The 23460-nt window shown below is 35.4% G+C and carries 28 protein-coding genes; 8 read left to right on the top strand and 20 right to left on the bottom strand.

The features are described 5' to 3' along the window. Positions 1-219: 219 nt before the first annotated feature. Positions 220-1962 carry an alkyl sulfatase dimerization domain-containing protein gene (locus CLV96_RS16190; protein ID WP_004787325.1) on the top strand — a complete coding sequence of 581 codons (1743 nt, stop codon included), beginning with the start codon at positions 220-222 and terminating at the stop codon, positions 1960-1962. On the opposite strand, the gene CLV96_RS16185 is transcribed toward CLV96_RS16190, so the two are convergent. From CLV96_RS16185 to CLV96_RS16175, 3 genes are all read right to left on the bottom strand, one after another. Beyond that, positions 1949-3469 carry an SDR family oxidoreductase gene (locus CLV96_RS16185; protein WP_004786273.1) on the bottom strand — a complete coding sequence of 507 codons (1521 nt, stop codon included), beginning with the start codon at positions 3467-3469 and terminating at the stop codon, positions 1949-1951. The two genes, CLV96_RS16190 and CLV96_RS16185, sit on opposite strands and share 14 nt — an antisense overlap. A 70-nt stretch (positions 3470-3539) precedes the next feature. Continuing rightward, positions 3540-4664: a methyl-accepting chemotaxis protein gene (locus CLV96_RS16180; protein ID WP_004786309.1), complete on the bottom strand. Its 1125-nt coding sequence runs from the start codon at positions 4662-4664 to the stop codon at positions 3540-3542. A 58-nt stretch (positions 4665-4722) separates the two neighbouring features. Further along, the gene (locus tag CLV96_RS16175) at positions 4723-6525 is read right to left on the bottom strand and encodes an ABC transporter ATP-binding protein (RefSeq protein WP_004786155.1); all 1803 of its coding nucleotides are present in this window, start codon (positions 6523-6525) and stop codon (positions 4723-4725) included. A 117-nt stretch (positions 6526-6642) separates the two neighbouring features. On the opposite strand from CLV96_RS16175, the gene CLV96_RS16170 reads away from it, so the two are divergent. Then, positions 6643-7374: a pseudouridine synthase gene (locus tag CLV96_RS16170; protein WP_035982799.1), complete on the top strand. Its 732-nt coding sequence runs from the start codon at positions 6643-6645 to the stop codon at positions 7372-7374. On the opposite strand, the gene CLV96_RS16165 is transcribed toward CLV96_RS16170, so the two are convergent. Continuing rightward, on the bottom strand, positions 7364-8194 hold the full coding sequence (locus CLV96_RS16165) for a thioesterase family protein (protein ID WP_004784229.1): 831 nt from the start codon (positions 8192-8194) through the stop codon (positions 7364-7366). The two genes, CLV96_RS16170 and CLV96_RS16165, sit on opposite strands and share 11 nt — an antisense overlap. A 79-nt stretch (positions 8195-8273) precedes the next feature. After that, positions 8274-8708 (bottom strand): LIC_13387 family protein, encoded by a 435-nt coding sequence (locus CLV96_RS16160; RefSeq protein ID WP_004786546.1) that lies wholly within the window; start codon positions 8706-8708, stop codon positions 8274-8276. A gap of 92 nt (positions 8709-8800) precedes the next feature. Between CLV96_RS16160 and CLV96_RS16155 the strand changes: the two genes are divergently transcribed. Then, positions 8801-9625, top strand: coding sequence for a helix-turn-helix domain-containing protein (locus tag CLV96_RS16155; RefSeq protein ID WP_004787609.1), 825 nt, complete (start codon positions 8801-8803; stop codon positions 9623-9625). Here the strand turns inward: CLV96_RS16155 and CLV96_RS16150 are convergent. Continuing rightward, positions 9605-10144 carry a MepB family protein gene (locus tag CLV96_RS16150; protein ID WP_004785454.1) on the bottom strand — a complete coding sequence of 180 codons (540 nt, stop codon included), beginning with the start codon at positions 10142-10144 and terminating at the stop codon, positions 9605-9607. The genes CLV96_RS16155 and CLV96_RS16150 overlap by 21 nt on opposite strands. Beyond that, positions 10145-10471 (bottom strand): DMT family transporter, encoded by a 327-nt coding sequence (locus CLV96_RS16145; RefSeq protein ID WP_004786624.1) that lies wholly within the window; start codon positions 10469-10471, stop codon positions 10145-10147. It lies immediately after the preceding gene. A gap of 221 nt (positions 10472-10692) precedes the next feature. On the opposite strand from CLV96_RS16145, the gene CLV96_RS16140 reads away from it, so the two are divergent. Genes CLV96_RS16140 through CLV96_RS16130 form a run of 3 tightly spaced genes read left to right on the top strand, consistent with a single transcriptional unit; the run spans position 10693 to position 12035 of the window. Then, on the top strand, positions 10693-11073 hold the full coding sequence (locus tag CLV96_RS16140; RefSeq protein ID WP_004786153.1) for an ArsR/SmtB family transcription factor: 381 nt from the start codon (positions 10693-10695) through the stop codon (positions 11071-11073). Continuing rightward, positions 11036-11515, top strand: coding sequence for an SRPBCC family protein (locus tag CLV96_RS16135; RefSeq protein WP_004785042.1), 480 nt, complete (start codon positions 11036-11038; stop codon positions 11513-11515). Before CLV96_RS16140 ends, CLV96_RS16135 begins: the two co-directional genes overlap by 38 nt. Before the next feature lie 49 nt (positions 11516-11564). Further along, on the top strand, positions 11565-12035 hold the full coding sequence (locus CLV96_RS16130; RefSeq protein WP_004786712.1) for an SRPBCC family protein: 471 nt from the start codon (positions 11565-11567) through the stop codon (positions 12033-12035). 66 nt (positions 12036-12101) lie between these two features. Here CLV96_RS16130 and CLV96_RS16125 read toward each other — a convergent pair whose 3' ends face one another. Beyond that, positions 12102-12497, bottom strand: a complete 396-nt coding sequence (locus CLV96_RS16125) for a DoxX family membrane protein (RefSeq protein WP_004786055.1) — start codon at positions 12495-12497, stop codon at positions 12102-12104. 108 nt (positions 12498-12605) lie between these two features. Between CLV96_RS16125 and CLV96_RS16120 the strand changes: the two genes are divergently transcribed. Together CLV96_RS16120 and CLV96_RS16115 are read left to right on the top strand one after the other, a co-directional pair. Then, complete coding sequence (locus CLV96_RS16120) at positions 12606-13043, top strand: MarR family winged helix-turn-helix transcriptional regulator (RefSeq protein ID WP_004785155.1); 438 nt, start codon at positions 12606-12608, stop codon at positions 13041-13043. A gap of 128 nt (positions 13044-13171) precedes the next feature. Beyond that, positions 13172-13789 carry a glutathione S-transferase family protein gene (locus CLV96_RS16115; protein ID WP_004787531.1) on the top strand — a complete coding sequence of 206 codons (618 nt, stop codon included), beginning with the start codon at positions 13172-13174 and terminating at the stop codon, positions 13787-13789. Here CLV96_RS16115 and CLV96_RS16110 read toward each other — a convergent pair whose 3' ends face one another. The 12 genes from CLV96_RS16110 to CLV96_RS19845 all read right to left on the bottom strand — a co-directional run bounded on the left by CLV96_RS16110 (position 13790) and on the right by CLV96_RS19845 (position 23231). Next, positions 13790-14443, bottom strand: coding sequence for an SOS response-associated peptidase family protein (locus CLV96_RS16110; RefSeq protein ID WP_004786691.1), 654 nt, complete (start codon positions 14441-14443; stop codon positions 13790-13792). Positions 14444-14754: 311 nt separating this feature from the next. After that, a complete protein-coding gene (locus tag CLV96_RS16105) occupies positions 14755-15318 on the bottom strand; it encodes a DUF4256 domain-containing protein (protein WP_004784425.1) in 564 nt (187 codons plus the stop codon). Between the two features lie 725 nt (positions 15319-16043). Further along, positions 16044-16529: an SH3 domain-containing protein gene (locus CLV96_RS16100; RefSeq protein WP_134152047.1), complete on the bottom strand. Its 486-nt coding sequence runs from the start codon at positions 16527-16529 to the stop codon at positions 16044-16046. A gap of 190 nt (positions 16530-16719) precedes the next feature. After that, positions 16720-17178, bottom strand: coding sequence for a PIN domain-containing protein (locus tag CLV96_RS16095; RefSeq protein WP_004786339.1), 459 nt, complete (start codon positions 17176-17178; stop codon positions 16720-16722). Next, positions 17171-17401 (bottom strand): UPF0175 family protein, encoded by a 231-nt coding sequence (locus CLV96_RS16090; RefSeq protein ID WP_243836520.1) that lies wholly within the window; start codon positions 17399-17401, stop codon positions 17171-17173. The genes CLV96_RS16095 and CLV96_RS16090 overlap by 8 nt, the downstream gene beginning before the upstream one ends. Positions 17402-17713: 312 nt before the next feature. Continuing rightward, positions 17714-18118, bottom strand: coding sequence for a helix-turn-helix domain-containing protein (locus tag CLV96_RS16085; protein WP_004787073.1), 405 nt, complete (start codon positions 18116-18118; stop codon positions 17714-17716). Beyond that, positions 18119-18418: a type II toxin-antitoxin system HigB family toxin gene (locus CLV96_RS16080; RefSeq protein WP_040917031.1), complete on the bottom strand. Its 300-nt coding sequence runs from the start codon at positions 18416-18418 to the stop codon at positions 18119-18121. A 265-nt stretch (positions 18419-18683) separates the two neighbouring features. Next, on the bottom strand, positions 18684-19037 hold the full coding sequence (locus CLV96_RS16075; protein WP_004784342.1) for a type II toxin-antitoxin system HicB family antitoxin: 354 nt from the start codon (positions 19035-19037) through the stop codon (positions 18684-18686). Then, positions 19034-19294 (bottom strand): type II toxin-antitoxin system HicA family toxin, encoded by a 261-nt coding sequence (locus CLV96_RS16070; RefSeq protein WP_040917029.1) that lies wholly within the window; start codon positions 19292-19294, stop codon positions 19034-19036. The genes CLV96_RS16075 and CLV96_RS16070 overlap by 4 nt, the downstream gene beginning before the upstream one ends. A 473-nt stretch (positions 19295-19767) precedes the next feature. Beyond that, positions 19768-20259: a DUF7738 domain-containing protein gene (locus CLV96_RS16065; protein ID WP_004785318.1), complete on the bottom strand. Its 492-nt coding sequence runs from the start codon at positions 20257-20259 to the stop codon at positions 19768-19770. A gap of 443 nt (positions 20260-20702) precedes the next feature. Beyond that, the gene (locus CLV96_RS16060; RefSeq protein ID WP_243836519.1) at positions 20703-21881 is read right to left on the bottom strand and encodes an integrase core domain-containing protein; all 1179 of its coding nucleotides are present in this window, start codon (positions 21879-21881) and stop codon (positions 20703-20705) included. 330 nt (positions 21882-22211) lie between these two features. Then, positions 22212-23231: an AbiTii domain-containing protein gene (locus CLV96_RS19845; protein WP_004787658.1), complete on the bottom strand. Its 1020-nt coding sequence runs from the start codon at positions 23229-23231 to the stop codon at positions 22212-22214. Positions 23232-23460 lie beyond the last annotated feature (229 nt).

Below are 23460 nucleotides of genomic sequence, written 5' to 3'. Positions count from 1 at the left end.
TTTTATTCTCATTATCTACATTAGAATCAATTCACCTAATTTTAGTTAGTTTTTGTGGTTGGTTGAATGAATCATGTGAACGATTGCATTTCTAACGTAGTGACAGACGATTGATTATACAATTCGCACAATGTAGTAGGTTTAATTGGAAAGGTTACATACTTTCGCAAACAAAACTATCTGTATTCCTAACCGCCAATTGGTTTGATAAGAAATCGTATGAAAAATAAATACCTATTCCTCTGTTTTTTTTTAATCCCACTGGTCTATTGTAACACTACAAAACAGAAATCCACAGCAAATGATTCTGAACCTGTCCATTTGGAAGAATTTAATGCCGAGTTTGAAAAAAAAATTTATGAAGTGGCTCCCGGAGTTTATTCCGCCGTTGGTTATGGGATTGCTAACTCCATCTTACTTGTAGGGAAAGATGGCCTCATCATCATTGATACGTTAGACGAATTAAAGGCGTCCAAACAAGTTTTAGAAGATTTTAGAAAAATTTCTGCTTTGCCAATCAAAGCAATCATTTACACTCATAGTCACCCTGATCATATTTTTGGTTCTGCTTCGTTTGTTACCGACGGATCACCGGAAGTATATGCACACGAGAGTTTACTTCCTTCGGTTCAGAAATTAGCAAGTGAAACCACTCCCATCATTGGAACGAGAAGTGCTCGTATGTTCGGAAACTATTTAGAAAAAAGTGATTTGGTCAATGTAGGGATTGGGCCGTACCAAGGTTATAATGCTGATACAAAATTAGATTTTGTCCCTCCAACAAAAACCTTTCGAGACAGCCTTGATATTGAAGTTTCTGGAATACGACTGAGACTCATCCATGCTCCCGGTGAAACAGACGATCAAATTTATATATATCATCCAGAAAAAAATATCTTATTTGTCGGTGATAATATTTATAAAGCATTTCCCAATTTATATACAATTCGTGGGACTTGGTTTCGGAGTTTAAAACATTGGTACGAGTCGTTGGATATCATCCGAAATTTAAAACCGGAACATCTAGTCCCGAGTCATGGAAAACCGATCTCTGGAAAATCAAATATTTATGATATAGTGACTGATTATCGAGATGCCGTACAATTTGTACACGATCAGTCTCTACGAGGAATCAATGCCGGATACCATCCTGACGATTTGGTGCAATTGATCCAACTTCCAGAACATCTAAAAAAATCTCCTTATCTTAAAGAAATTTATGGAAAATTGTCTTGGTCAGTACGTTCGGCATTTACTGGAAATTTAGGTTGGTTTAGCGGAGATTCCGCAGAATTACAACCCTTGGATCGAAAGGTTTATGCTGATTTGATTGTAGATTTGGCTGGTGGAAGTGAGAACTTACTAAACTATACAAAAAGTAAACTTCAAAGGGAAGAATACCAAACAGTATTAACACTTTCTGGTTACCTTCTTCGGAATGATCCAAAATTAACGGGTGTCATTCCTTTGCGGATAGAAGCTTTAGAAAAATTAGGTGCGTCTGAATCAAATGCCAATGCAAAACATTATTATCTAACGGAAGCTTTAGAATTACGAAATCAGTTTGTTGCCAAAATGAAAGTAAGGCCGAGTCCGGCCTTATTAAGACGTTATCCTATAAAAGTGATTTTAAGTAGTTTTGTTACGAATTTGGATCCAAAATTAAGTGTAAGTACAGACGAAAAAGTCGGATTTGTTTTTCTTGATACGAAAGAATCATACACCATCCACGTAAGAAAAGGAGTAGCAGAAGTGATTCCTGGTTTACTCGCAGATGCGAATTCGATTGTAGAACTAAATTCACAAGATTGGAAAGAAATGTTGACTCGGTTGAAGTCACCAGCAACCACACTTCTTAAGTTTCGATTTAAAAAAGGGAACCTGTTATCTTTTACTCAGTTTCTAAAGAAGTTTTCACCGAAGGAACAAATCCTGACGTTACAGATTCCTACCAATCAATAGGGAAGTAATCTTTTAGAAATTTTCCAATCCAGTGTTTCCCTGTATTGACACCGTCAAACAGGGGATCAATGACTCTCGCAGCACCATCCACTATATCCAGTGGAGGTTGGAAATCATGAAGGTCTTGTTTTCTTTTCGCAAGTTCAACGGGATCTTCATCTGTGACCCATCCTGTGTCCACTGCATTCATAAAGATTCCATCTTTTGCAAAATCTTCTGCTGAGGTATGAGTCATCATATTCAGAGCCGCTTTGGCCATATTGGTATGAGGGTGGCGGTCTTCTTTTTTAAACCTATGGAATTTTCCTTCCATTGCAGACACATTGATGATATGTTTTTTCCCCGTATTGTCTTTACGCATGATCCCAACTAGTCGATTACAAAGTACAAATGGTGCCACTGCATTGACTAACTGAACTTCTAACATTTCAGATGTATTGATTTCTCCAAGTCTTAGTCGCCAACTATTTGTTTTGCGAAGGTCAACTTGTTGCAAATCAGCATCCAATTCCCCTTCTGGGAATACTGCTTCTAGTTCATGGGAATTATCATGTGAATAGGGAATTTGGGATAAGGCTGCAGAAGAACGAATTCCAACACCTGGTGTTTTGTGATTCCAACTCACAGCGAGTGCTGTGGCAGTGTCTTTCATTTCTGAATCAGACCTGTAAGAATCTAGTTCTTGTTTACAATGTTGATAGAAACTAAGTAATTTTTGTGCATCCATTGGCAGTTCAGAAAGACTCAGTTTTTCTGTATCAAGAAGATGGCTATAAAAACCCGGTGGTCGTCTTACCGTTTGTGCTGCATTGTTGATGAGGATATCTAAACGCTCTAAATGGTTTTCTAAAAATTTACAAAAAATTTCTACACTCGGTGTGTGTCGTAAGTCAAGTCCAAAAATCTGTAAACGATCCTTCCACAAATGAAAATCAGTCTCTTTGGAAAAGCGAATTGCGGAATCATTTGGAAACCTTGTCGTAGCAATGACACGTGCACCAGAGCGTAACAAAAGTAATGTGGCTTGATATCCAATTTTTAAACGAGATCCCGTAATGACTGCTACTGTTCCACTAAGGTCTGCTGTTTGAAACCTCTTGGAGTAATTGAGTTCTGCACAGTTCGGACACATTGAGTCATAAAAAAAATGTAATTTTGTAAATGGAGTTTTACAAATGTAACACGGTTTAGGATTTGATAATTCATCTGCTTTATCCCAAGACCATCCAGCTGAGTTTGAAATTTGTAAGGGAGCTTTGAAAACAGCAGTTTCTCTTGCTCGCCTGATTCCTGTTAGAGCTGTTTTTTGTTTTTCTTGGATTTTTAGAGTTTGTTTTTTTTCTACTCGAACAGTGCGGTTTCTTTTGCGCACTTCATTACGATCGGGACGGGAAATTTTCCCGCAAAGGATCATGAGCTCCAATCGTTTTTCTTCGGAGATGGTTACAAGTTCCTTTGGGGAATCCAAAAGGGTTTTTAAATCCTGTAACAAGGAATCAATGTCCATACTACCAGAGTTTTTATTCGTGATTGCGAATCAAGTATCTAATCGTCCGCCTAGGATGGACAGGGTATGCTTACTTCTTAAGGATAGAAAGTAAATTGAATTCTACGAGAATGCTCCAAGGTCGTTTGCTTTGTCCAATTCTGACAGGCTTTAAAATTCTTGCTATATTTGATCTGTCGATATAGGTAAAACTTTCACCTCTCTGGACTGCTCGTTTGGCATCTTCGCTAAGTGATTTTGCAGTAGTCCCTAAAAAATCAATCTCTGGATGAGAGGCATAGTTTCCATTATAAGTGATGAGAGATGTCGTACCAAACCCAAAAAGTTTTTTTGGTGATAGTTCCGATTGTAATTGTTCTAGTGAAAAGTCTGCGCCAAGGATCCCTGCGAATTTGGAATTTAAGTAAAGATTGGTCATTAGGCTAGTCATCTTCACCGTTTTGCCTTCGATTGGATAATCATAAGGTTCCATCATAACATCTTCACCTAAATCTCGAGGAAGGGTATACCACTCGTTTTCCCCTGGCGTATCATAACCTTGTAATGGTTCAATTGAAATCCGGCCAGTATGTCTATGGCAATAGGGAACAAATCTTCCTTGAGAATCGTGACCTTCTTTACCAGAATATTCTGAATCCATAAGATCAATTACATTTGGTTCACAACAGATCGCATAAGCCAGTTGTTGTTCATTTTGAATTAAGTATTCTTGTAGAATGAGTAGTAGATGTTCTCGTTTCATTCCAATATTCGCGTGGACTAAACTTTGTATTAAAAATTTCAAACCGTAAAGTGAAGTGGCCATAATATAAAATTTCGATTCAAGTTCTTTTGCTATGTTGTTTGTCCAAAGTTCAGCATATTCAACAATGGATTGTTTTTCCATCTCAATGACATCTGAATTAGCAGATTGGTTTTCAATATTAATGCGAGATAGAATATCTGAAATTTTTTTAGTGGCTTCGGATGTTTGGAATGACAGTTTTGTCACTTCGTTAGCTACAATTTCAAAACCACGTCCGTGTTCTCCTGCTCGTGCGGCTTCGATCGATGCATTTAGTGCCAGTAAGTTTGTCTGTTTTGCAACCTGTTGGATCGATGCCGCAACAGAACCGATTTCTTTAGATCTTTCTCCGAATGAATCGATCAGGTCTTTTAGTTTTCGCATCCCCAAATTTGAATAACTTTCTTCCATATTTAGTCCTTACTATATCGAATCACTTCCAATTTGAGTATCGGATACTGTGAATCCGCTATTGATATCCAGCTTGTTGTAATCGAAATAGTTTTTCGTATTTCCCTTTATTATTCAAAAGTTCTTCATGACTTCCCCATTCTGTTTTTTTACCATTTTCTAAAACTAAGATCTGATCAGCCATACGCACGGTGGAAAAACGATGTGAAATTAGTATGACTGTTTTTCCTTGAGTGTGTTCTCGAAAATGTTCAAAAACTTTCATTTCAGCTTCTGCATCAATGGCAGAGGTCGGTTCATCTAAAATTAAGATGTCTGCACTTGAACGCATAAAAGCTCGGGAAAGAGCCACTTTTTGCCATTGTCCTCCTGATAATTCACGTCCATCTTTAAACCATTTCCCAAGTCTAGTTTCATATCCTTGTTCTAAGTTCGTAACAAATTCATGGGCCATTCCCAATTTTGCAGCTGGGATCCATTCAGCTTCTGACTGATTTTTTTGCACATCACCCATTCCAATGTTTTCACCGACTTTAAATTGATACTGAACAAAATTTTGAAAAATGACTCCAAATCTTTTTCGTAAGGCTTCTTCATCCCAATCTTCCAAATTGATTCCGTCTAAGTAAATATTTCCTGCTGTGGGTGAATATAAACGAGTTAGAAGTTTGATCAGTGTTGTTTTGCCAGATCCGTTTTCCCCAACGATGGCAAGTTTTTCTTCTGGTTTTAATTCAAAACTAACATTGGATAATGAAGGTTGTTTGGAACCCGGGTATTGAAATGAAACAGAATCAAAAATAATTCCAAGTTTTAGATGATTTCCTTTGTGGTTCCCGTATTGTTTTAAAATTGGTAGATCTAAAAATTCCAATAGGTTTTCGATATACAAATGATCTTCATATATTCCTCCAAATGCAGAGAGTGCATTGGAAAAAGTATTTTGTCCTTGTCTGAAGATGACTAGATACATTGTCATCTCACCTAAGGAAATTTTGCGTAATAAAGCCAAACTTACAATCCAGACATAAGAACCGTAAAATGCAAACTGGCTTAGTAATCCAAGTAGGAAACTAAAAATACCTTTGTAGATTGTTAATTTTTTGTCCTCCGAATAGATTCGTTGAAAGTTGTTTTTGTATCGATTTAAGAATTCTTTTCCTAAGTTAAAAAGTAAAATTTCTTTGGCATTGTCTTCTCTTGCCATGAGTGTTTCTAGGTAAATTTGTTCTCTAGTTTCTTTCGCCTTCCATCGAAATAGACGAAAACTATGATTTGAAAATTTTGTTTCCGCAATAAAAGAAGGAATTGCTGCAATAACTAAGATGAAAGATGCGAGTGGAGAAAGTTTTATAAGTAGACCAAAAAAACTAATAATAGTAACAGATGATTGTGCAATAGTAAAAAATCTTGTTACCATTGAAAGAGGTTTTGAAGATGCTTCTGTCCTTGCTTGTGTCATTTTATCATAAGTTTCTGAATCTTCGAAATGGGTTAGCTCCAAATGAATTGCTTTGGAGAGAATTCGTTCGTTGACTTCTTGGCCTAATCGAATTCGGAGTAAGGTATAAGAGATGTTATATACTTTTTGTGATCCAAAAAATAAAACTGTTAATATTGCTTCTAAATAAACCAACTGAACCGCATCTGATTGTAATAAATTTATCCAATGATTTGTTGCTGTTTGCGATAGTAAGATGGAATCAATGATTAGTTTGCCAATCCATACAAGTAATGAAGGGAATAATCCGTTTACTATGGTAAGAATGGAAATGAGAACGGTTAAAACGGGAGAACTTTTGTAGGCCAAATCAAAAGCAGTGCGAGAAGTTTTCAGAATCCTTAAAAAGGTATCAAACATACTAGTTAGATTGTTTTTCTTATTTGTTTTCGATACCTTTTTTTGTTTCGATCGGTACTTTACTTTGAGAATTACTGATTGCAATATCTCTTTAGGATTTAGAAGTTGAAACAGAATATGGCAAATGAGCGGTTGGATAAAGTGCTTGGGAATTTCGGACTCGGTTCTCGTTCAGATGTCAAAAAGGAAATCCATCAGGGCCTAGTAAAAGTGAATGGGATCGTAACAAAGGATCCTGGTTTTAAAGTATCTCTTGCAGATGAAGTCATTTATTATGAAGAAACATTAATTCGTAAAGAGTTCTACTACTTCATGATGAACAAAGCCCCCGACTGTATTACGGCAACTGAAGATCCAAGGGAAAAAACAGTGATGGATTATCTATCGGAAAGGCATCAAAAGATGAATCTTTTTCCTGTGGGACGTTTGGATAAGGAAACGGAAGGTTTATTATTGTTCACTACCGATGGAACTTTGGCACATTATTATACTTCACCTAAACATTTTGTTGAAAAAGAATATTATGCAGAAATTTCGGATCCTGTCACAAAAGAGGACATCTTCTCCTTTGAGAAAGGAATTATTTTAGATGATGGTTACAAAACGTTACCGGCAAGACTAGCCATTCCCGATCTAAACAAACCAAACGTTGTCACTGTCTGGCTAAAAGAAGGAAAATATAGACAAATTCGAAGAATGTTTCAAAGTTTAGGTAAAGAAGTTGTTTATCTCAAACGAATGAAAATGGGAAATTTGGAGTTGGATCCTTCCCTTGCATTGGGTTGTTATAGGGAACTATCGTTGGCTGAAGAAACCTTACTCAAAGCAAAAACACCGATCATTCAATAAATCGTTCTATTTTATCAAAAAAGGCTGCGGGTGCTCTCCTGGGTCTTGAACTTGAAAGTGAGACAAACAGTTGTTCGTCTTTCATGCTTACCAGTAAATTGCCTTGAAGATCTACAATATCTTGTCTAAAATAAAAACGAATTTTCTCAAAACTTTCAATCCAACTTAAGATTCTTACATGGGAGCCAGGTTCCGGTTGTCTATGGATGATAATTTCTCCACCCATAAAAAAAGTAGTGGAGTCTGTTTCTTTAATTAAATTTAAATCGACGATTTCCTTAAAAAAAAGAAAGCGACCTTCCTCAAAAATTTTCCAAATGGAATCGGAAGGTAAATTCCAGAAACAATTCATGTCACTGAAAGGGATATAATAATCATGTTCTACACTATTTTGTGAAATCGGTTTAGGATGAATGGTAAATTCATAAGAGGGAACATTAATTTTTGGAATATCACAAATTTGGATGTTTTTTCCATTCTGAACTAATCGAGAAGTTGTTTCTAATTCGCAGGCTTTTTTTCCATCCGGTCCCAAAACGGATTGTTTCCAAAAGAGAGTTCCGTCGTCCAATTTGTAAACTTGAGATTCTACTGCCATCTCTGAATTTACAAATTGTTGGTTTAGGAAACGAACATAAGTGGAACCTGGAACATAACTGATATTCTCATTTAACAATAGTTCTACAGAATAACCATATTCTTTTAAAACTTCGCACCTGGCATCATAACCAAATTTTTCATAAGTCCTACTTGTGACATGGCGGTTCCAGTCCAAATCAAAGTGGCGAGTAGATAAAGTTTTACGAAAAATTTGACTCATTCCACCTTTCTTTTGATTTTAAAAGAATGGTAAAGAAAAATTCATAAACCTATCTAACTTCTCAAAGTAACTCGATTTGTTAAACAATCTTGGATCGAAACCGAACCAAATACCATTCTACGGTCAACAAAACTGAGCAAACCAAACAAGTGAAGGCCGGGACGGGAAAGATATATCGAAAACTTAAAACAGAAATACTTGTGGTCCAAAAGATTACAAATAAAAGAAGTTTTGATCGACTCTGAAGCGGCTCATCAGTTAAACAAATTGTTAAAAGACCAATGACAAGCAGGATCGATACATCCAAAGAAAGACTCATACCTTGATAAAATTCGTCGACTGTATGGTCGGATAATCCACCAGGGAGTTCGACAAGTGTTGTTTCCATCGCATGCAAAGTTTGAATTGAGTTTTCAAGTTTTAATTCCTTTCGAGTAAGACTGCCAATTGTATGACCGATAAGAAAAAAGACCATTAATCCTATTGAGGTGAAAAGTCTCCATTTTGATTTCATTTTTTAAACTTCCTTTGATTCAAAATATTTGAATTATAGTTTTAGTTTACAATAGAAATGAGGGATGGTATTGTAAAAAAGGGAACTAACAGTTGAAAATATTGTCTCTTAAGATACGTCCAGAACTGGCTCAAATTATCGAAAGTATATGGTGGTTTGAGAGTAGAATGGGAATTCAAAGTTCGGACAGTTCAATCGTTGTACCACATAGTAGTGCAAAGTTAATCGTTCCAGTTTGCGGAAAACTGAAGACCGAAGAATTTGACGTAACGATAGAATATCCAATATCAAAAATTTTGGTTACTGGGATATGGGATCATCCGGTTTCAATTCGTTCATCAGATTTTCAAATCAATACACTTATCTTCCGATTAACCACGATCGGGGGTTATCAAATATTTCCTTTTCCCTTACACGAATCAACCAATAAGATTTTATATTTATCCGATATTTTTGGTAATTCAGCAAACAATTTAGAAGAAACAATTAGTAAAAGCGACGATCCAAATCTGATTTCAGAATGCATTCAAGAATTTTTAATTTGCTCTAAAAAAAATCTTAATAGAGAAAATCGAATCGTAAATTATGTAGTTGATCAAATACAAATACAAAAAGGACAGTATTTTATTAAGGATATTTTTGAAGATATCGGATATAGCAAACGTTACGTTGACAAATTATTTTTATCTTATATCGGTGTTTCTCCAAAGTTAATATCATCCATTGAAAGGTTTCAGTCCATCTACAAAACTTGGGCAAAAACGGATATTCTTCATTTTCAGAAACTAGGATTGTTGGATTTATACTATGATCAGGCTCATTTTATTAAGGAATTTAAAAAATATACAGGCCAGACTCCTAGTCAATTTAGTTCCAACGACAATCTTTTCGGTAAGTTATTTTATAAAAATCTCTAAATGACTTTTCAAAGCATCTAAATCTTTTTTATCTCCAGACCTATCAATAAAATATACCGATTGCCATTTTTGAGTAGAAATTCCTTGTTTGTTGTTTGGTTTATCCCAGCCTGGATAAACTCTGAATCCTCGTTTACCTTCAAATTTACCAAAAAGAATTCCTTTTTCATTTAATATCTCTTTGGTGAAAATAAAATATCCAATTCGATTTATATGTTGAGTTTCTATAATATATAAATCTATTTTATCTTTAAAGTAATAAGGTTCAATGGGACCTTTATGACTTCGTTTCCATAATGTTACAAATTGTCCTATTTTTTTTGGTGTGATTTTTGCTATTCGGAAAGTGATATTTTTACCTTTGCATTGAAAGTGACATGCATTGTATTCCGTACTTTCTTCTTCCAAGTAAACATTTGTAATGATTAATTTTAACTGATCAAATAGAACCTTTTGTACATTTTTTAAAAATGCAGGTAATGTTTTTTCGAACTGAGAGGTTGGTTTTGAGATTTGCATTTAGTGTGATACGAATTTGAGTCCTACTACAGAGATAACCAAAGTCAAAAGGAAAAAAATCCTCCAAAATTCGATTGGCTCTTTAAAAAATATAATTCCAATAAGAACTGTCCCAACAGCGCCAATTCCTGTCCATATCGCATAACTAGTGCCAATCGGTAGATCTTGAGTTACTTTGATGAGTAAACCCATGCTGATCAATAGAGAAATAAAAAAACCTAAATACCAATAATACATTTCGTTTCCTGAAGTTTCTTTTGCTTTCCCTAAACAAAAAGCAAATAAAACTTCAAAAAGGCCAGCTACTACAAGGAAAATCCAGTTCATACACACTTCCTAAAGTATATTTTTTCTTTACCTCTATCGTTGTAAACTCCATACGGTGGGAAAGAGAGACGGGTAACGTTTGTAGTTTGTTATCGGACAATTCCCTTTTAATGAAATATCCAAAATAAAGGTTTTTGCCTCTCTTTACCTCTCGTTTAAAAAATATTCAACCATATAGTATAATAATTGACAAAAAAAAGGAAAAGAGTTTATTCAACTAAATGGTTGAATTAAAAAAGAAAGAGCAGGTCTTGGATCGAGTTTTTGCTGCACTTGCTGATCATTCCAGAAGGCAGATGTTGGAACGGCTGCGTAAAGGACCCTTAAGCATTTCTGAGCTTGCAGAGCCATTTGCTATGTCATTTGCCGGGGTTGCTAAACATATCGAAGTGTTGGCTGAAGCGCAACTGATTCGAAAAGTTCGTGCTCCAGAAGATGGTCGTAGTTTTCGTTTGGAATTGCTAAATCAAACTATTTCAGAAGCAACTGATTGGATTACATATCACCAAGAATTTTGGATAAATAAATTGGCAAGACTTGAAGCATTTATTGAGGAGAAAGAAAATGAATCCCAAGGTATTAAAAGTAGAAAAAAGAATTAACGCTGAGCCATCAAAACTCTTTCGTGCATGGCTTAATGCAGAAGATTTTTCACGTTGGTTTTTATCAGGTGAGGGTATCGGTATCGAGTCCGCTACTTTGGATGCAAGGCCAGGTGGAAAATTTTTAATCAATATGTCTCTCAATGGGAAAATTCTCCCGCACGAAGGTGAATATATTAAAATAGAAGAACCCACTAAATTAGTTTTTACATGGCGTTCCCAAGCTACGGAAAACAAAGATACACTAGTAACAATTACATTTGAAGAAATAAAAGACGATTTTGGATTAAGTAGAAAGGACTCGCAACAAAAAACTAAAACATTGATAACACTGATCCAAGAAGAATTAACCACTGATATCCAAGTTAAGATGCATCATCATGGTTGGTCTTGCATTCTCGACGCTTTAGATACTTGGATGGGAAAAAATCTTTGGGAATAAAATAGGAATCAATGCGATTTTTGAATCATAGAATTAAAAGAGGGACTGTATGAATGGGATATATCACAAAATAGGCGTTAAATCTTCCGAAGAGGAAGTATTGACCGCTCTCACAACAAAAGTAGGTTTATCAAATTGGTGGACAAAGGAAGTCGATGGAAATTTTTCAACAGGGCAATCTTCCAGGGGGGAATCGATATTTTTTGGATTCGGACATGGAAACGCTATGGAAATGAAAGTTCAGGTAATTAATGCTAAACGAGTATTATGGGAATGTATTTCTGGTCCAGAGGATTGGATTGGTTCTCATATCGATTTTCAATGGAATATTGGACAAGCTCCAGATGGCGGAAACATGACAATTATCTATTTCCGTCATCAAGATTGGAAAAGAGAGTCAGAATTTACTGCTCATTGTAGTATGAAATGGGCAATATTTTTATTGAGTTTGAAAGATTCGATTGAACAAGGAGTAGGTAGGCCATCTCCTAATGATATAAAGATCGATGACTTGAATTAATAAAATCAGGGTTTCTTTCCAAGTTACCCTGATTTCAAAACTTGTTATTATAAGATTATTTTTTTGTTAAGGCGATTGATTGTAAAACAGCGTTAACCATTGTTTTCTTCTTTCCCAAGCCAAGAAACTGATGCTAGATAACAAAAACAATATCATAATGAAGGGAGCAGGACCGATAGTATATTGCAAAAAACCTAAATAGAATGTGATATTTACAGTGATTGGAGCTAAGATCATTAGTCCAGGAACTGTCGTTTTTTGGTAGATGACTAATAGTCCTCCGCAAATTTCTAAAAAGCCAACGAGTTGCCATAAATAGCCGGTGGAAATGATTGCGGCAATAAAATTTGCCGCTGCTGGTGACATCGGTGGTGTTGGCATAAAAGCGTAGAATTTACTAATCCCGAAGAGAATAAAAACTATTCCTAATAACATACGAAAAACCAAATCGATTTGTTTCATTTTAAGCTCCCAATTACTTGTCCAGACTATTAAAAAGGAGAAGGTCTTGGTTGTCAATGTTTAATTGTCTGGACAAGTAATTGGACATGTAGAATCCTAATCAATATTATGTTTTTACTTGATGATCAAATTGGATTTAATTTAAACCGTGTTGCCCTGCTTTTTAGAAGGGAATTGATTCGTTGTCTCAAAGATTTCCAATTATCCCCTGAGCAGTGGCAGGTATTGGCAATGCTTTGGCAAAAGGGTACTTTAAGTCAAAAACAGATCATTGAATTGACCTTACAAGATGCTCCTTCTGCCTCGAAGATGATTCGCCGTATGAAACTGGCAGGTCTGATCCAAATTGAGGTTTCTAAACTTGATAAAAGATCAACACTGATCAGCCTTTCTGCAAAAGGAAAATCATTGGAAAAAGTTTTACCAAAAAAAATATTATTACACTTTGATCCTATACTGAGTACAATGCCGGAGAAGAATAGAAAAACTTTTTTGATTTTATTGAAACAATTCCGAATGGTCTTTGGCGATGAAGTTAAGAGGTAAATTTATATTAAAGCTTAATGATCATTTTTTTTTGTTAAAGTCTGAATATTTCTAAATTTGGTTTTTACGATTCTAGCAATATAATTCAAAAAAATCATTGCCAACCCTTACGGGCAGTTGGTATTGAAATGGATATGATTGAATTATTCGAGTTTTCTCTGTCTGGAAATAGCTACAAGATAAGGCTAATGTTATCATTTTTGAATCTGAAATATGAAAGTCGAATGTTTAACCCAGCCGACAAAGAACATAAATCGGAGAATTTCCTGGAATTGAACCCTTTTGGACAAGTTCCGGTGCTAAAAGATGGAAATATGGTCATTCGAGATAGCCAAGCGATTTTGGTATATTTGGCTCGTGCTTACGGAGACGAACATTGGTTTCCCAACGATCCTGCGAAGTCAGCGGAAATAGTTTCTTGGCTTTCAACTGCTGCAAATGAAGTCTCACGTGGTCCTGGTGCTTTAAGAATACATTATTTGCTTGGACGCGAAATCAATTTAGGAGAAGCAAAACAGGTTACTGAAAATCTTCTCAATTTGTTAGAAAAAAGATTAATTTCGAAAAATTGGTTGGCAACTGAGAGCTTGAGTATTGCAGATATTGCTATTTATCCATATATCGCGTTGTGTCATCAAGGTAATGTAGATCTATTAGAATATAAAAATATAAGAAAATGGATGCATCGTATTGAATCTCTACCTAATTATCTCAGTATGCCAGGAATAGTTTTACAGGCTACATGATCAATTAAATAATGTTTGTTCATAGTCTAAATCCTCTGTGGTTATGTCATCCTCCTTGAACTGCGTAATTAAATTTTTTACCTCCAATTCAGAGTTTACTTTTGAGTTTAGCCATAACTTTTGATTTACTTTTCGGATTACGATTGGTTGTCTATGTTTATTATCCCCATAATTATGAATTTCCGCTGTTTTCGCATTTGCAGTTTGAGTAAGAATTGTGACCCAAGTCATACTTTCAGGTAGTGGTCCCCAGATTCCTCCAAAGTATGATTTTTTGTCTTTAAATTCTATTTTAAACTTATGTTTTTTTCCATTCATTTGCATTTGCCATTCAAAATAAGCTGTAACAGGAATTAAACATCGATTTGCTGAGAATTTCTTCCAGAAAGAAGAAGAGTATAGGTGTTCGGATTGTGTTGTTGTGATTAATCGATTTGCAAATGATTGTTTTGTTCCCCATTGGCCAGAGGAGAGTAAAACCTTATTTTCTATTTCTCTTAAATACCAAAAGACATCATTTGGCTTTATTGCAAGTCCAAGTTTACCATTTTGTTTTTGAGCTTGATCATAAGAGGTTTTAGGAGCCAAGAAATTTTCCCATTCCAACTGATAATCTTCTATTGGAATCAATTGATTGATAAACAAATTTGACATGACTTCTTATAAGCCACAACCGATTGCAAATGCAGATTGTGTTAGTGCGCAGGCTAATGTACATTGCCCATATAAAGCAGAACAGTATGATGCACTATGCTTATTAGAAACACAACTACTAAAGTAAGTGTTCTGAGCTAACGCACAAGCGACTTCTGCATTTTTTTGACTTTTAGTCTTCTTGTTATTGTCTGAATTTAATATTTCTAATTCTCCAAAACAATTCGAAAAAAGAAGGAGAGCTAAAAAAAAATTAATGCAATTTTGTATCATATAGTATTGATTCTTTTAAAAATTTATTCGTTTTGTTTTTAAACCCAGATAGAACCCCGAAATCCTCTGGCTGCATAGTAGGATTCAGCTCCATTGTGGTAGATAAATACTTGGCCATAACGAAAATCTGCAAAAAGAGCTCCACCTAGGTCTCTGATATTCGTTGGTGTAAAAATCCAGCTGGATGTTTTAGTGTCGAAGTTTTCCAAAGATTGCAGGTATCTGTATTGTTCTTCAGTAAGTAATTCTATCCCCATTGTACTAGCTAAATCGATAACACTATTCTTTGGTTTATTTTCTTTTCTAGAATCCAAAGCTTTCCTATCATAACAAAGACTTCTCCTGTCTTTGGGAGTTTCTTTCGAACAATCGCAGAAGAGATATCCGTTACTTTTCTGGTCATACTTGATAACATCAGGTTCACCTCCTGTCCTTTCCATTTCAAAAAGAGACCAGAGTTTTTGGGAGTTTTTTTCAATTTTTTTTTGTATTTCCGTCCACATCAAATTCTGATGACGACTCATATTTGTTTCGAATCGTTCTTTTAATATCTTGATAAGATCTTCTGCTTGTTTTGGGGATAACTTCTTTTTTATACTCATTTTCTATAATTTCCTTATCTTTGATAATGAATATTCGAATATTCATACTTTTACCGATCACTAATTATTGACCTTAATTTTCTTCTGCAATTAGCATTTGTAATTTTTGGTGTTGTTCTCCCATAATTTGCTACAAACAGGTCTGGTTATAACGAGCTTTGGGTGCTAAAATGTAAAGCTGAAAAATCAATTTATTACACAAAGGGAAGAAAGAAGCCTTTGAACTTTTCCGCTTTTGCTTAAATCAGCTTCGTATTGAGTCTTCTTTCCAATTGTAAATTTTGGTAAAAGTATCTTGTTATCAAAGAATAGATAGCTTGTTGCTTACGAGTGTAGAGAGATTCTTTTATTTATGTTGGCTAAAAATTTAAATTAATCATAAGGAACGATTTTTTGCCCCTTTTCTTCAAGTTTATTTATGATAAATCAAAGTGATGGAATAAGTCCCGAAGTGAAGCGGGAAGGCGCTGTTATGCGACGTTTCAACTTTTAGGACAAATTGCGTTATATCTTTTATTTTCTATAATACCAAATTTGCTAAAAAAGGTATTCTTCTTTAAATTATACTCTTTAATTTTTTTAAATATCAAACTTGGTTTATTATTAATTGAAATTAATTCGAATTCTATATCTGCTTCCACAAATAATTTTCCGAATTTGTTCATTGAATCTCGTTTACATTCTAATTTACATTTAGCATTATTTTCGGATTCATAGCAGATATTTTAGCAGTCTGTCATCGTAGAATCAGTGAATTTTACGCTACTAACTATTCTGTTTTCTTCCCATTTCCATGTTCCAATTTGTTGATTGAAACTATTTCCTAAGTCAAACGAAGATAAGATTACGAGTTGTTTTTTTAAGAATATAATTTCAAAATTATTGAAGGAAAGCTTTCTAACACTGTTAAAGTTGAAATCGCAAGAAACATCGAGAGACGTATCTATATTTAAATTTGATGAGAAAATCCAACCAAATGGGTATTCGATTTTGATCCAAATTCCATTCATCCCATTGTTTTTTTGTATTTTATTATCGAAATCTAATACCTCCAACTCAGAACCTTCATTTAACATTTCAATTGATTTTGCGCTGAAGCTCGGTTTTTCATATAATCTCGTCTTTTCATTTATTATGTTAAGGGAAATTGATTCTTGAGCTTTCAAGATTGAGGAACTTAATATTATAATTTGAATTAAAAATGTTTTCATTTGTTGAAATGTCGTATAACGAATTAGGCTTACCGACGTTTCGTTTAGCTGAGCCTCTGAAGGAGGCGTTAGCGTGGGTGCGCCTTCTTGCGTGGCGAGAAGCGTGACGGAGGACAATGTGTCGTAGACCGAGCAAGGCCGTAAGTGCCGCAGCGAAGCGTTTCCCCGCTGTTATACGAAGTTGCTGCTTTTAGTAGTTTGAGTTGTTTATTTTTCGAATTTCGGTTAGGACTGATTCGGAGATCCAGATTCCCTTTTTTTGAAGTTCATCAATTTGTTTCTCTAAATCTTTTATTATACCTAATTTTTTCGCTTTTGCTAAAATTCCTAGAGTTCCGGTTATTTTTAATCCAAGATTCTTTGCTATTTTTCTGGCCTTTAGGTCATCCAATATTACGAGAGAGTTTTTTGATTCTAGTGCCAAAGCAATGGTTGTTGCTTCTCCGCTATCTAAAATTTGTTCAAGAGACTTAACAGAAAATTCTTGGGTAGGATTTTTGATTTTTATAAAGTCAGGAATATTTTCACCAAATTCAGTCTTAACTGTATCAGTAATGATGACTGTATTATATAAGCTTTTTAAAATACCAAATTGTTGGATTTTTGAAAGAAGTATTAAGCAACTTGTGTTAGAGATAACGTCAGGCATTCTCTAAATCAGTTTTAAGATCATCGATAGAGTATCCAAATAGAATAGAAGACCCATAGTTTTTCATCACATCAATTAGAGAAGACTTTGATAGGTTAACGATATCAGCAGCTTGCCCAATGGATATTTTACCAGTCTCATATAATTTAACAGCCATAGCCATTTTGAAATCATATTCATTTAGGTCTATTTGGTCTGGGATTTGAAAACTTAGAGATTTCATGATCGGATACATCAAATTTTTTGTTCTAGAAAAGTAAAAATCAAACTATTTTCATATCATTTTGAATGAATTTTCTGAAAATATCGTTTTTTTTGTTCAAACTAATGTTTTACAGCAATTTCGTATAACGAACTAGACTTACCGAAGTTCCCTGACCCTGAGTCCCGAACGGGACGTTAGGGACTGGCCACGAAACTTGCGCAGGCAAGGGGAGTGCCAGAAGCCTATGTGTCGCAGTCCGAACGAGGCCGTGAGTGCCGAAGCGCAGCGTTTCCACGCTGTTATGCGAAGTTTTCGGGTTTAGAAAACTAATTACGCCACGGATGGCGTTCTTTTTCTTCCTGTCTTAGAAGTTTTGACTTTATATTCTTTTACAAGAATGTCTGTAGGGATTCCAAGATTTTGATTAATCTTTCTAATCATTTCTAAAGTAAGCTTTCTTTTCCGATTTAAGATTTCAGTGGCACGACTACGTCCACCTATGAGATTTCCTAAATCAACACTTTTCATGTTCATGTCATCCATAACAGATTTTAAAGCTTCGATTGGATCCGGATCATCAATCGGGTAGTGTTTAGTCTCGTAAGCATCAACTAATGTAATAAGAATATCTAATTTGTCGTATTCGGGTGTATTTTTCTTTGCATCCCAGAGTTTTTCAATCTCTGATAGAGCATCTAAGTGATCTTTTTGATTTTTAATAGGCTTAATGTTCATTTAAATCACCTCAGCATTGATTTTATCATATTGTTCGTGAGTTCCTATAAACCTTATAAATACAGTTTGTAGATTATAGTGAACCTTTATAATTAATCTGTATTTGTTTCCATGTATATTGAAAACGATTCTATTATCCTTAAGGAAACTAGCATTTCTGTATTTTTCTTTAACATCAGAAGGAGATTTCCAGAAAGCTTTCGAAGTCTCTTTAAACCAAACTTCGATCGGAATTTTAGAGTCCGAGTATTTGGGAATAGAGTAGAAATCTCTCAGTATTTTTCTAGAAATAACCCTCACAAATCAATAAGGACATGTTCCCGAATTGGTAACAACAACTTTTTTTTGCTATTTTAGCGAGCATGGACGCTCGCAATTTATTAAAATAGAAGCGCCCGAAAATTTTCGCATAACGAACTAGTGGAGACGACGTTGTCCGTAGCTGAGCCTCCGTAGGAGGCGTTAGCGTCGGCGCGTCTTCTTGCAGAGCGAGAAGCGTGACGGAGGACAATGTGTCGTAGACCGAGCAAGGCCGTAAGTGCCGCAGCGAAGCGTTTCCCCGTAGTTAGCTGAAGTGTGGCGTTCTAGTATCTATTTCTTTTTCCAAAGCGCGTTGAACTAATTGATTAAGCGAAATCCCTTCAATTAAAGATTTGCGATAAACACGTCTATGTAAATCGGTAGAAATTCTAACATTGAATGATCCTTTGAAAGATTTTTCAGGACTTTTTTTTGCTTTCTTGCATAATTCCAGGTAATCATCAACGGATTCGGTAAATGCTTTTTTGATTTCTTTAACAGACTGGCCTTCAAAAGAAATGAGATCTTCAATGCCTTCAATCTTCCCAAAAAAAATCTCATCATCCGAATCAAAATGTAGAGATCCTAGGAAACCTTTGTATTCGATAATGTCTTTCATTGGATATAACCTTCCGCGATTAATTCATCAAAAATTTGCGAAACCTGGTAAGCCTTAAGGATGTTTTGAGGATGCGGCTTGTGGAGTCTTATTATGTGCTTAGTTTTTGAATGAACCCATGCGACCCTAGACCCCGAAGACTTTCCAGAATTGTCTTCTAGATAATCTAATGCCCCTAGTAATTTTCTCAGCTCATCATAAGTAAAATCTTTTGGTTTAGCCTTAAACCTTGCAATTAGCTTATGAATTTTTGACACTTATGGAAATTATACAAATTTTGCATCACTTTGCAACTATTATTTAGTTGCAAAGATTTATTTTTTCAGAAGAAGTGATATGAAATCCTGAAATGAAGTATTAATTTGGGTTTTTTTCGATGCAGTTTCCCATTTTCGTTCTTCCTTTTTGGGAAAAGGGTCTTAATTCGTCACATTATCACATTGAATGATTGTCCAGTTTGCGGATCAGTGATGCTTTTTATTCTTACTAAATTCGTACAGGTTAATTTCCATTTCTTCTATCAAGTTGCCACATTTCAGCTAACGAACTAGACTAACCGACGTAGGCTGGCCGAACGGGACGTTAGGGACTGGCATGTAGCTTGCGAACGCAAGGCGAATGCCAGAAGGGGAATTTGGCGTAGCCCGAGCAAGGGCGAAGTCCCGAAGCGTAGAGGTAAGTCGCTGTTATGCGACGTCTAAATAGAATTCAAAACTTTTTCAAATTCAATTTATTTAGATAGAATATCTATCTGTTCTAGATTTCTATTTTCCCCTTTACAGATACCGTATAAACTTCGATTTCCTATTTTAAATCGACAAAACCAACCTTTATAAGTAGTTTCAATTTTTTGGTTTGGATCAGAACTATAAAAATTCATTTTTCCTTTATAAATTTCTTTAGGCTCATCATTTTTTAAAGCAGTTACATAGTAGACAGTAAGCTTGTTTAGATATTTTGAATTTTTAGTAAATTTTGCGACTATGCCTAGATTATCCCATATATATTTAATACTTTCTTCTGATTCGATTTTTCTGTCAAATTTACCAATTTTACTCTCTAGAATATCTAATTCAAGTTCTTCCGGTATATTCCATTCATTTATCATGATTTTATCTTCAGAGATGAGAATATGAATCTTCTCTGGATTTATAGGGAAAAGATTAAAATTAATAATTATAAAAAATAATAAAAAGGTGAATTTAAGTTTGTTTATGTTCATTTGTGAACCTGTTGTAATAATTGAAATTAAAGAGATTAAAATAAGAACTCTTAAATTATAGTGTATTCATTATTTTTAATTTTATTTTGCAGCTTGACACGTTGTAATAGCACTAGCTGATTGAGTGTCGCAATATCTAGAATCGTTTTGGTTAATAATTAAACAAAGTTGAAGAATATTATTAGCATTTTGGCAACGTTTTTGTTCTTTATCTCTATCTGTAGTACAATTTGTTAAAAATAATACTAAGTAGGGAATGGTTAAAAAATAACTCATTAATTGAATTTTGAATACTTTCAATTTAAAGATTCTCCTCGATATATTTATTAAATTCAAAACGAAATTTCCAATAAGTATTTTCTATAAAATTCTTATTTTTCTAGAAATTATTGTTAAATTTATTAGCAATTAATTTGGGTATGACTTCAATAGATAGGTAACGGTTATGCGGCACGAGAAGGGTAACGCTTCTTGGGAACCTTTCTTGGTTTATGATCTTTGTATGAATCCGGATCAGAATTAAGCAAGAAGAAATCATTGTCGATGATACCTAATTTGTTATTAGCAAACCAGATAGAATAATGATCACCCTCTCTTTTGATTCCGACATTGAACCCATTGAACGGATTACCGATCATGACAAGATGTCCTAGCCAGTTGATGTAACCTCTATCATTGACATGTCTTTGCTTGAATCCAAAAGGGTAAGTGAGTAAGAGATCGGCATTAGGATCAAATAGTCTTTCTGATTTCACATAGACTTGTTCCGGAGTTTTCATGTTAAGAGATTCATGTGGTCTTTCTCTGTTAAATTCAATTCTCCACTTATCGAAGAGTTTTTGGTGTAATGTAATGTTCCCAACGATCTCATGTTGTAGTTCACGAGCCATGTCTTTGTGCATTCTTTCATGAGCGCCATTTTGGTAGGGTTTTCCTGGTTCAATACGATCGAGTTTAATTCCAAGAGAGAGCCACCAAACAGATAGTTTTGTGAGACCGAGTAGAGATTGCATAGAAGCAAAGGGAGGTCCGTTGTCGGACCTTATGATCTCAGGAAGCCCGTAGATCTTAAATAACCTACTGAATTCGGCTTTAACAGACGGGATATCACCTTTGCTCAGAGTTTTGATGGAGAGAATGTATTTGGAATAATCGTCTCTGATAGTGAGAGGATTTACTTTCTCAGAATCAGCGGTATACCACCATCCTTTGAAGTCAACAGTCCAAATATGATTTGAGTGAGTAGACTTTTCTGGTTGCGAGATTCTTTCTCCGAAGTGTTTGACTCTCTTTCTTTTCTTAGGTAAGGTAAGTCCTGCTTTTTGAAAGATGCGACCAAGAGTTGATTTGTCAGGAGGTTTTACATCCGGAAACTTTCTTTTGTAAAGTTCGAGAATCTTCTTTGAACCCCAAAACTTCTTATTGTTCTTGAGCTTGATGAGCTCAAGAACGACATCCTCAGGAATCTTCTTAGGTGAGTTCTTAGGAGTTCTCTTCTTGTCTAGAAGCCCAGCCTTTCCCTCACTCAAAAACCTTTCTTTCCATTTGTATCCACACTTGGTAGATATTCCATACTCTGCACAGAGCTGAGTGAAATTGATTCCTTTCTCAAAGCTCGCCATGACGAATTCCAATCTTAAATCCACGACCTGATTCTCCTTCCAAGGCATCCCCATAGCCCTCCTAAAAAGGTGTTCTAGGGGATGAGAAACCAGAAAGTGTTACCTATGTCTTGCTACAAAAGTGTTACCCATGTCTTGAGGCATACAATTTTGAAATGTCGCATAACGAACTAGTGTAAACGACGTTCCCCGACCCTGAGTCCCGACGGGACGTTAGGGACTGGAACGACACTTGCGTAAGCAAGGGGAGTGCCAGAAGCCTATGTGTCGCAGACCGAGCGAGGGCTTGACCCGATGCGAAGCGTTAAGGCGCTGTTATGCGCTGGCGATTTATAGTGAAAGAATATCTCCGAGTAAGAGAAAAGTATGTATCACATATCTGTCTGCTTCTTGTCGTTTTATAGAAGAATGCGATCCTTTCTGTGATGCCTGAAAGACACTATCAATTCTTTCACCAATATGCGTTAGATCGCTTCCAATTAATTCTTGAAATCTCTCCGAGTCACTTTTTGTTTCGATATAATAAATTAACCTATTAATGAATTTGTCTTTTCCCATTTGGATTTTCTTTTCTTTTCCATCTGGTAAGGAAATTTTTCTATCTTCAGTTGAGGGCATTAACTTATCTGCAACAGATTGTAATAACCTTCTGCAACTATGAACTGCATTTGCCCAATCCTCAGGATTATCGGAGTCTAAATTACTATAGATAGCTGAAAATTTCGGTAATTCTTCAGGCAATATTTTTTCGATAATATCGATAAATCCGGAACTGTATCTGACAAAAATATTTTCATTAATCTTGGAAAATCTTAGTTCATTATATTTAGAAAGTGCGTATTGATATATAAAATTTCTTCGCTCTGATAATCGGCTCGAAGTTGTACTTATGTTCGATATTAAACGTGCTCGTTCATCTTTATTTCCCGTTGGTAGTAATACTCGTTGGGATGGATTTGCTGAAGACACAGATAGGTCTGGATCTCTCGCAGCGTCAATGCCCTGTTTATAAGCATCGAGCAAATTTTCTAGTTCTAATATACTATTTCTATAGGCTAGCGATTCTATTTCATTCGTGATACTTTTTTTCTGTTCGAAGACTCGATTCGATTTTAGCATTAATTGCCAAATCTCTCCGGAAATTCCGTTTGGGGTAGTTGGATATCCTGCTGCTTCATATGAAAATATTTTCTGAAAATCTATGTCATTCAACAACCTTGCGATTCGACTTGCTTTAAGTGCGATGTTAGTTAAAGGTATTCGAGATAATTCTATATCACCGAGTACTTCTTGTGATAAAGCTAAAGCTTCCTTTAAGTTTATATTTTCTTTAAATTCTGAACTTTCCATAAATAATTTCTAAATCGCTTGCGCATAACGAATTAGTCTTCCCGAAGTTGTCCGCCCCTGAGTCCCGGAGGGGACGTTAGGGACTGGCACGTAGCTTGCGTCTGCATGCGAGTGACAGGAGGACAATTTGCCGCAGGCCGAGTGAGGGCTTGTCCCGAAACGTAGCGGGAAGACGCTGTTATGCGACGTCATGTAGCTATTGATTAAGAGCTTGTTGAATAGCTTATTT

Source organism: Leptospira meyeri (genome assembly GCF_004368965.1).
Lineage (GTDB): Bacteria > Spirochaetota > Leptospiria > Leptospirales > Leptospiraceae > Leptospira_A > Leptospira_A meyeri.
The sequence above is the reverse complement of the archived record's forward strand: the minus strand, read 5'-3'. Positions and strand labels throughout refer to the sequence as shown.

Excerpts from the sequence above, each read along its gene's own strand:
- CLV96_RS16100 (WP_134152047.1), bottom strand. The coding sequence starts at position 16,529 with ATGAAAACATTTTTAATTCAAATTATAATATTAAGTTCCTCAATCTTG.
- CLV96_RS16110 (WP_004786691.1), bottom strand. The coding sequence starts at position 14,443 with ATGTCAAATTTGTTTATCAATCAATTGATTCCAATAGAAGATTATCAG.
- CLV96_RS16095 (WP_004786339.1), bottom strand. The coding sequence starts at position 17,178 with ATGCCTGACGTTATCTCTAACACAAGTTGCTTAATACTTCTTTCAAAA.
- CLV96_RS16125 (WP_004786055.1), bottom strand. The coding sequence starts at position 12,497 with ATGAAACAAATCGATTTGGTTTTTCGTATGTTATTAGGAATAGTTTTT.
- CLV96_RS16060 (WP_243836519.1), bottom strand. The coding sequence starts at position 21,881 with ATGGCGAGCTTTGAGAAAGGAATCAATTTCACTCAGCTCTGTGCAGAG.
- CLV96_RS16145 (WP_004786624.1), bottom strand. The coding sequence starts at position 10,471 with ATGAACTGGATTTTCCTTGTAGTAGCTGGCCTTTTTGAAGTTTTATTT.
- CLV96_RS16140 (WP_004786153.1), top strand. The coding sequence starts at position 10,693 with ATGGTTGAATTAAAAAAGAAAGAGCAGGTCTTGGATCGAGTTTTTGCT.
- CLV96_RS16120 (WP_004785155.1), top strand. The coding sequence starts at position 12,606 with ATGTTTTTACTTGATGATCAAATTGGATTTAATTTAAACCGTGTTGCC.
- CLV96_RS16150 (WP_004785454.1), bottom strand. The coding sequence starts at position 10,144 with ATGCAAATCTCAAAACCAACCTCTCAGTTCGAAAAAACATTACCTGCA.
- CLV96_RS16170 (WP_035982799.1), top strand. The coding sequence starts at position 6,643 with ATGGCAAATGAGCGGTTGGATAAAGTGCTTGGGAATTTCGGACTCGGT.
- CLV96_RS16160 (WP_004786546.1), bottom strand. The coding sequence starts at position 8,708 with ATGAAATCAAAATGGAGACTTTTCACCTCAATAGGATTAATGGTCTTT.
- CLV96_RS19845 (WP_004787658.1), bottom strand. The coding sequence starts at position 23,231 with ATGGAAAGTTCAGAATTTAAAGAAAATATAAACTTAAAGGAAGCTTTA.
- CLV96_RS16090 (WP_243836520.1), bottom strand. The coding sequence starts at position 17,401 with ATGAAATCTCTAAGTTTTCAAATCCCAGACCAAATAGACCTAAATGAA.
- CLV96_RS16075 (WP_004784342.1), bottom strand. The coding sequence starts at position 19,037 with ATGAAAGACATTATCGAATACAAAGGTTTCCTAGGATCTCTACATTTT.
- CLV96_RS16165 (WP_004784229.1), bottom strand. The coding sequence starts at position 8,194 with ATGAGTCAAATTTTTCGTAAAACTTTATCTACTCGCCACTTTGATTTG.
- CLV96_RS16135 (WP_004785042.1), top strand. The coding sequence starts at position 11,036 with ATGAATCCCAAGGTATTAAAAGTAGAAAAAAGAATTAACGCTGAGCCA.
- CLV96_RS16105 (WP_004784425.1), bottom strand. The coding sequence starts at position 15,318 with ATGAGTATAAAAAAGAAGTTATCCCCAAAACAAGCAGAAGATCTTATC.
- CLV96_RS16065 (WP_004785318.1), bottom strand. The coding sequence starts at position 20,259 with ATGAACATAAACAAACTTAAATTCACCTTTTTATTATTTTTTATAATT.
- CLV96_RS16175 (WP_004786155.1), bottom strand. The coding sequence starts at position 6,525 with ATGTTTGATACCTTTTTAAGGATTCTGAAAACTTCTCGCACTGCTTTT.
- CLV96_RS16115 (WP_004787531.1), top strand. The coding sequence starts at position 13,172 with ATGGATATGATTGAATTATTCGAGTTTTCTCTGTCTGGAAATAGCTAC.
- CLV96_RS16180 (WP_004786309.1), bottom strand. The coding sequence starts at position 4,664 with ATGGAAGAAAGTTATTCAAATTTGGGGATGCGAAAACTAAAAGACCTG.
- CLV96_RS16190 (WP_004787325.1), top strand. The coding sequence starts at position 220 with ATGAAAAATAAATACCTATTCCTCTGTTTTTTTTTAATCCCACTGGTC.
- CLV96_RS16185 (WP_004786273.1), bottom strand. The coding sequence starts at position 3,469 with ATGGACATTGATTCCTTGTTACAGGATTTAAAAACCCTTTTGGATTCC.
- CLV96_RS16130 (WP_004786712.1), top strand. The coding sequence starts at position 11,565 with ATGAATGGGATATATCACAAAATAGGCGTTAAATCTTCCGAAGAGGAA.
- CLV96_RS16085 (WP_004787073.1), bottom strand. The coding sequence starts at position 18,118 with ATGAACATTAAGCCTATTAAAAATCAAAAAGATCACTTAGATGCTCTA.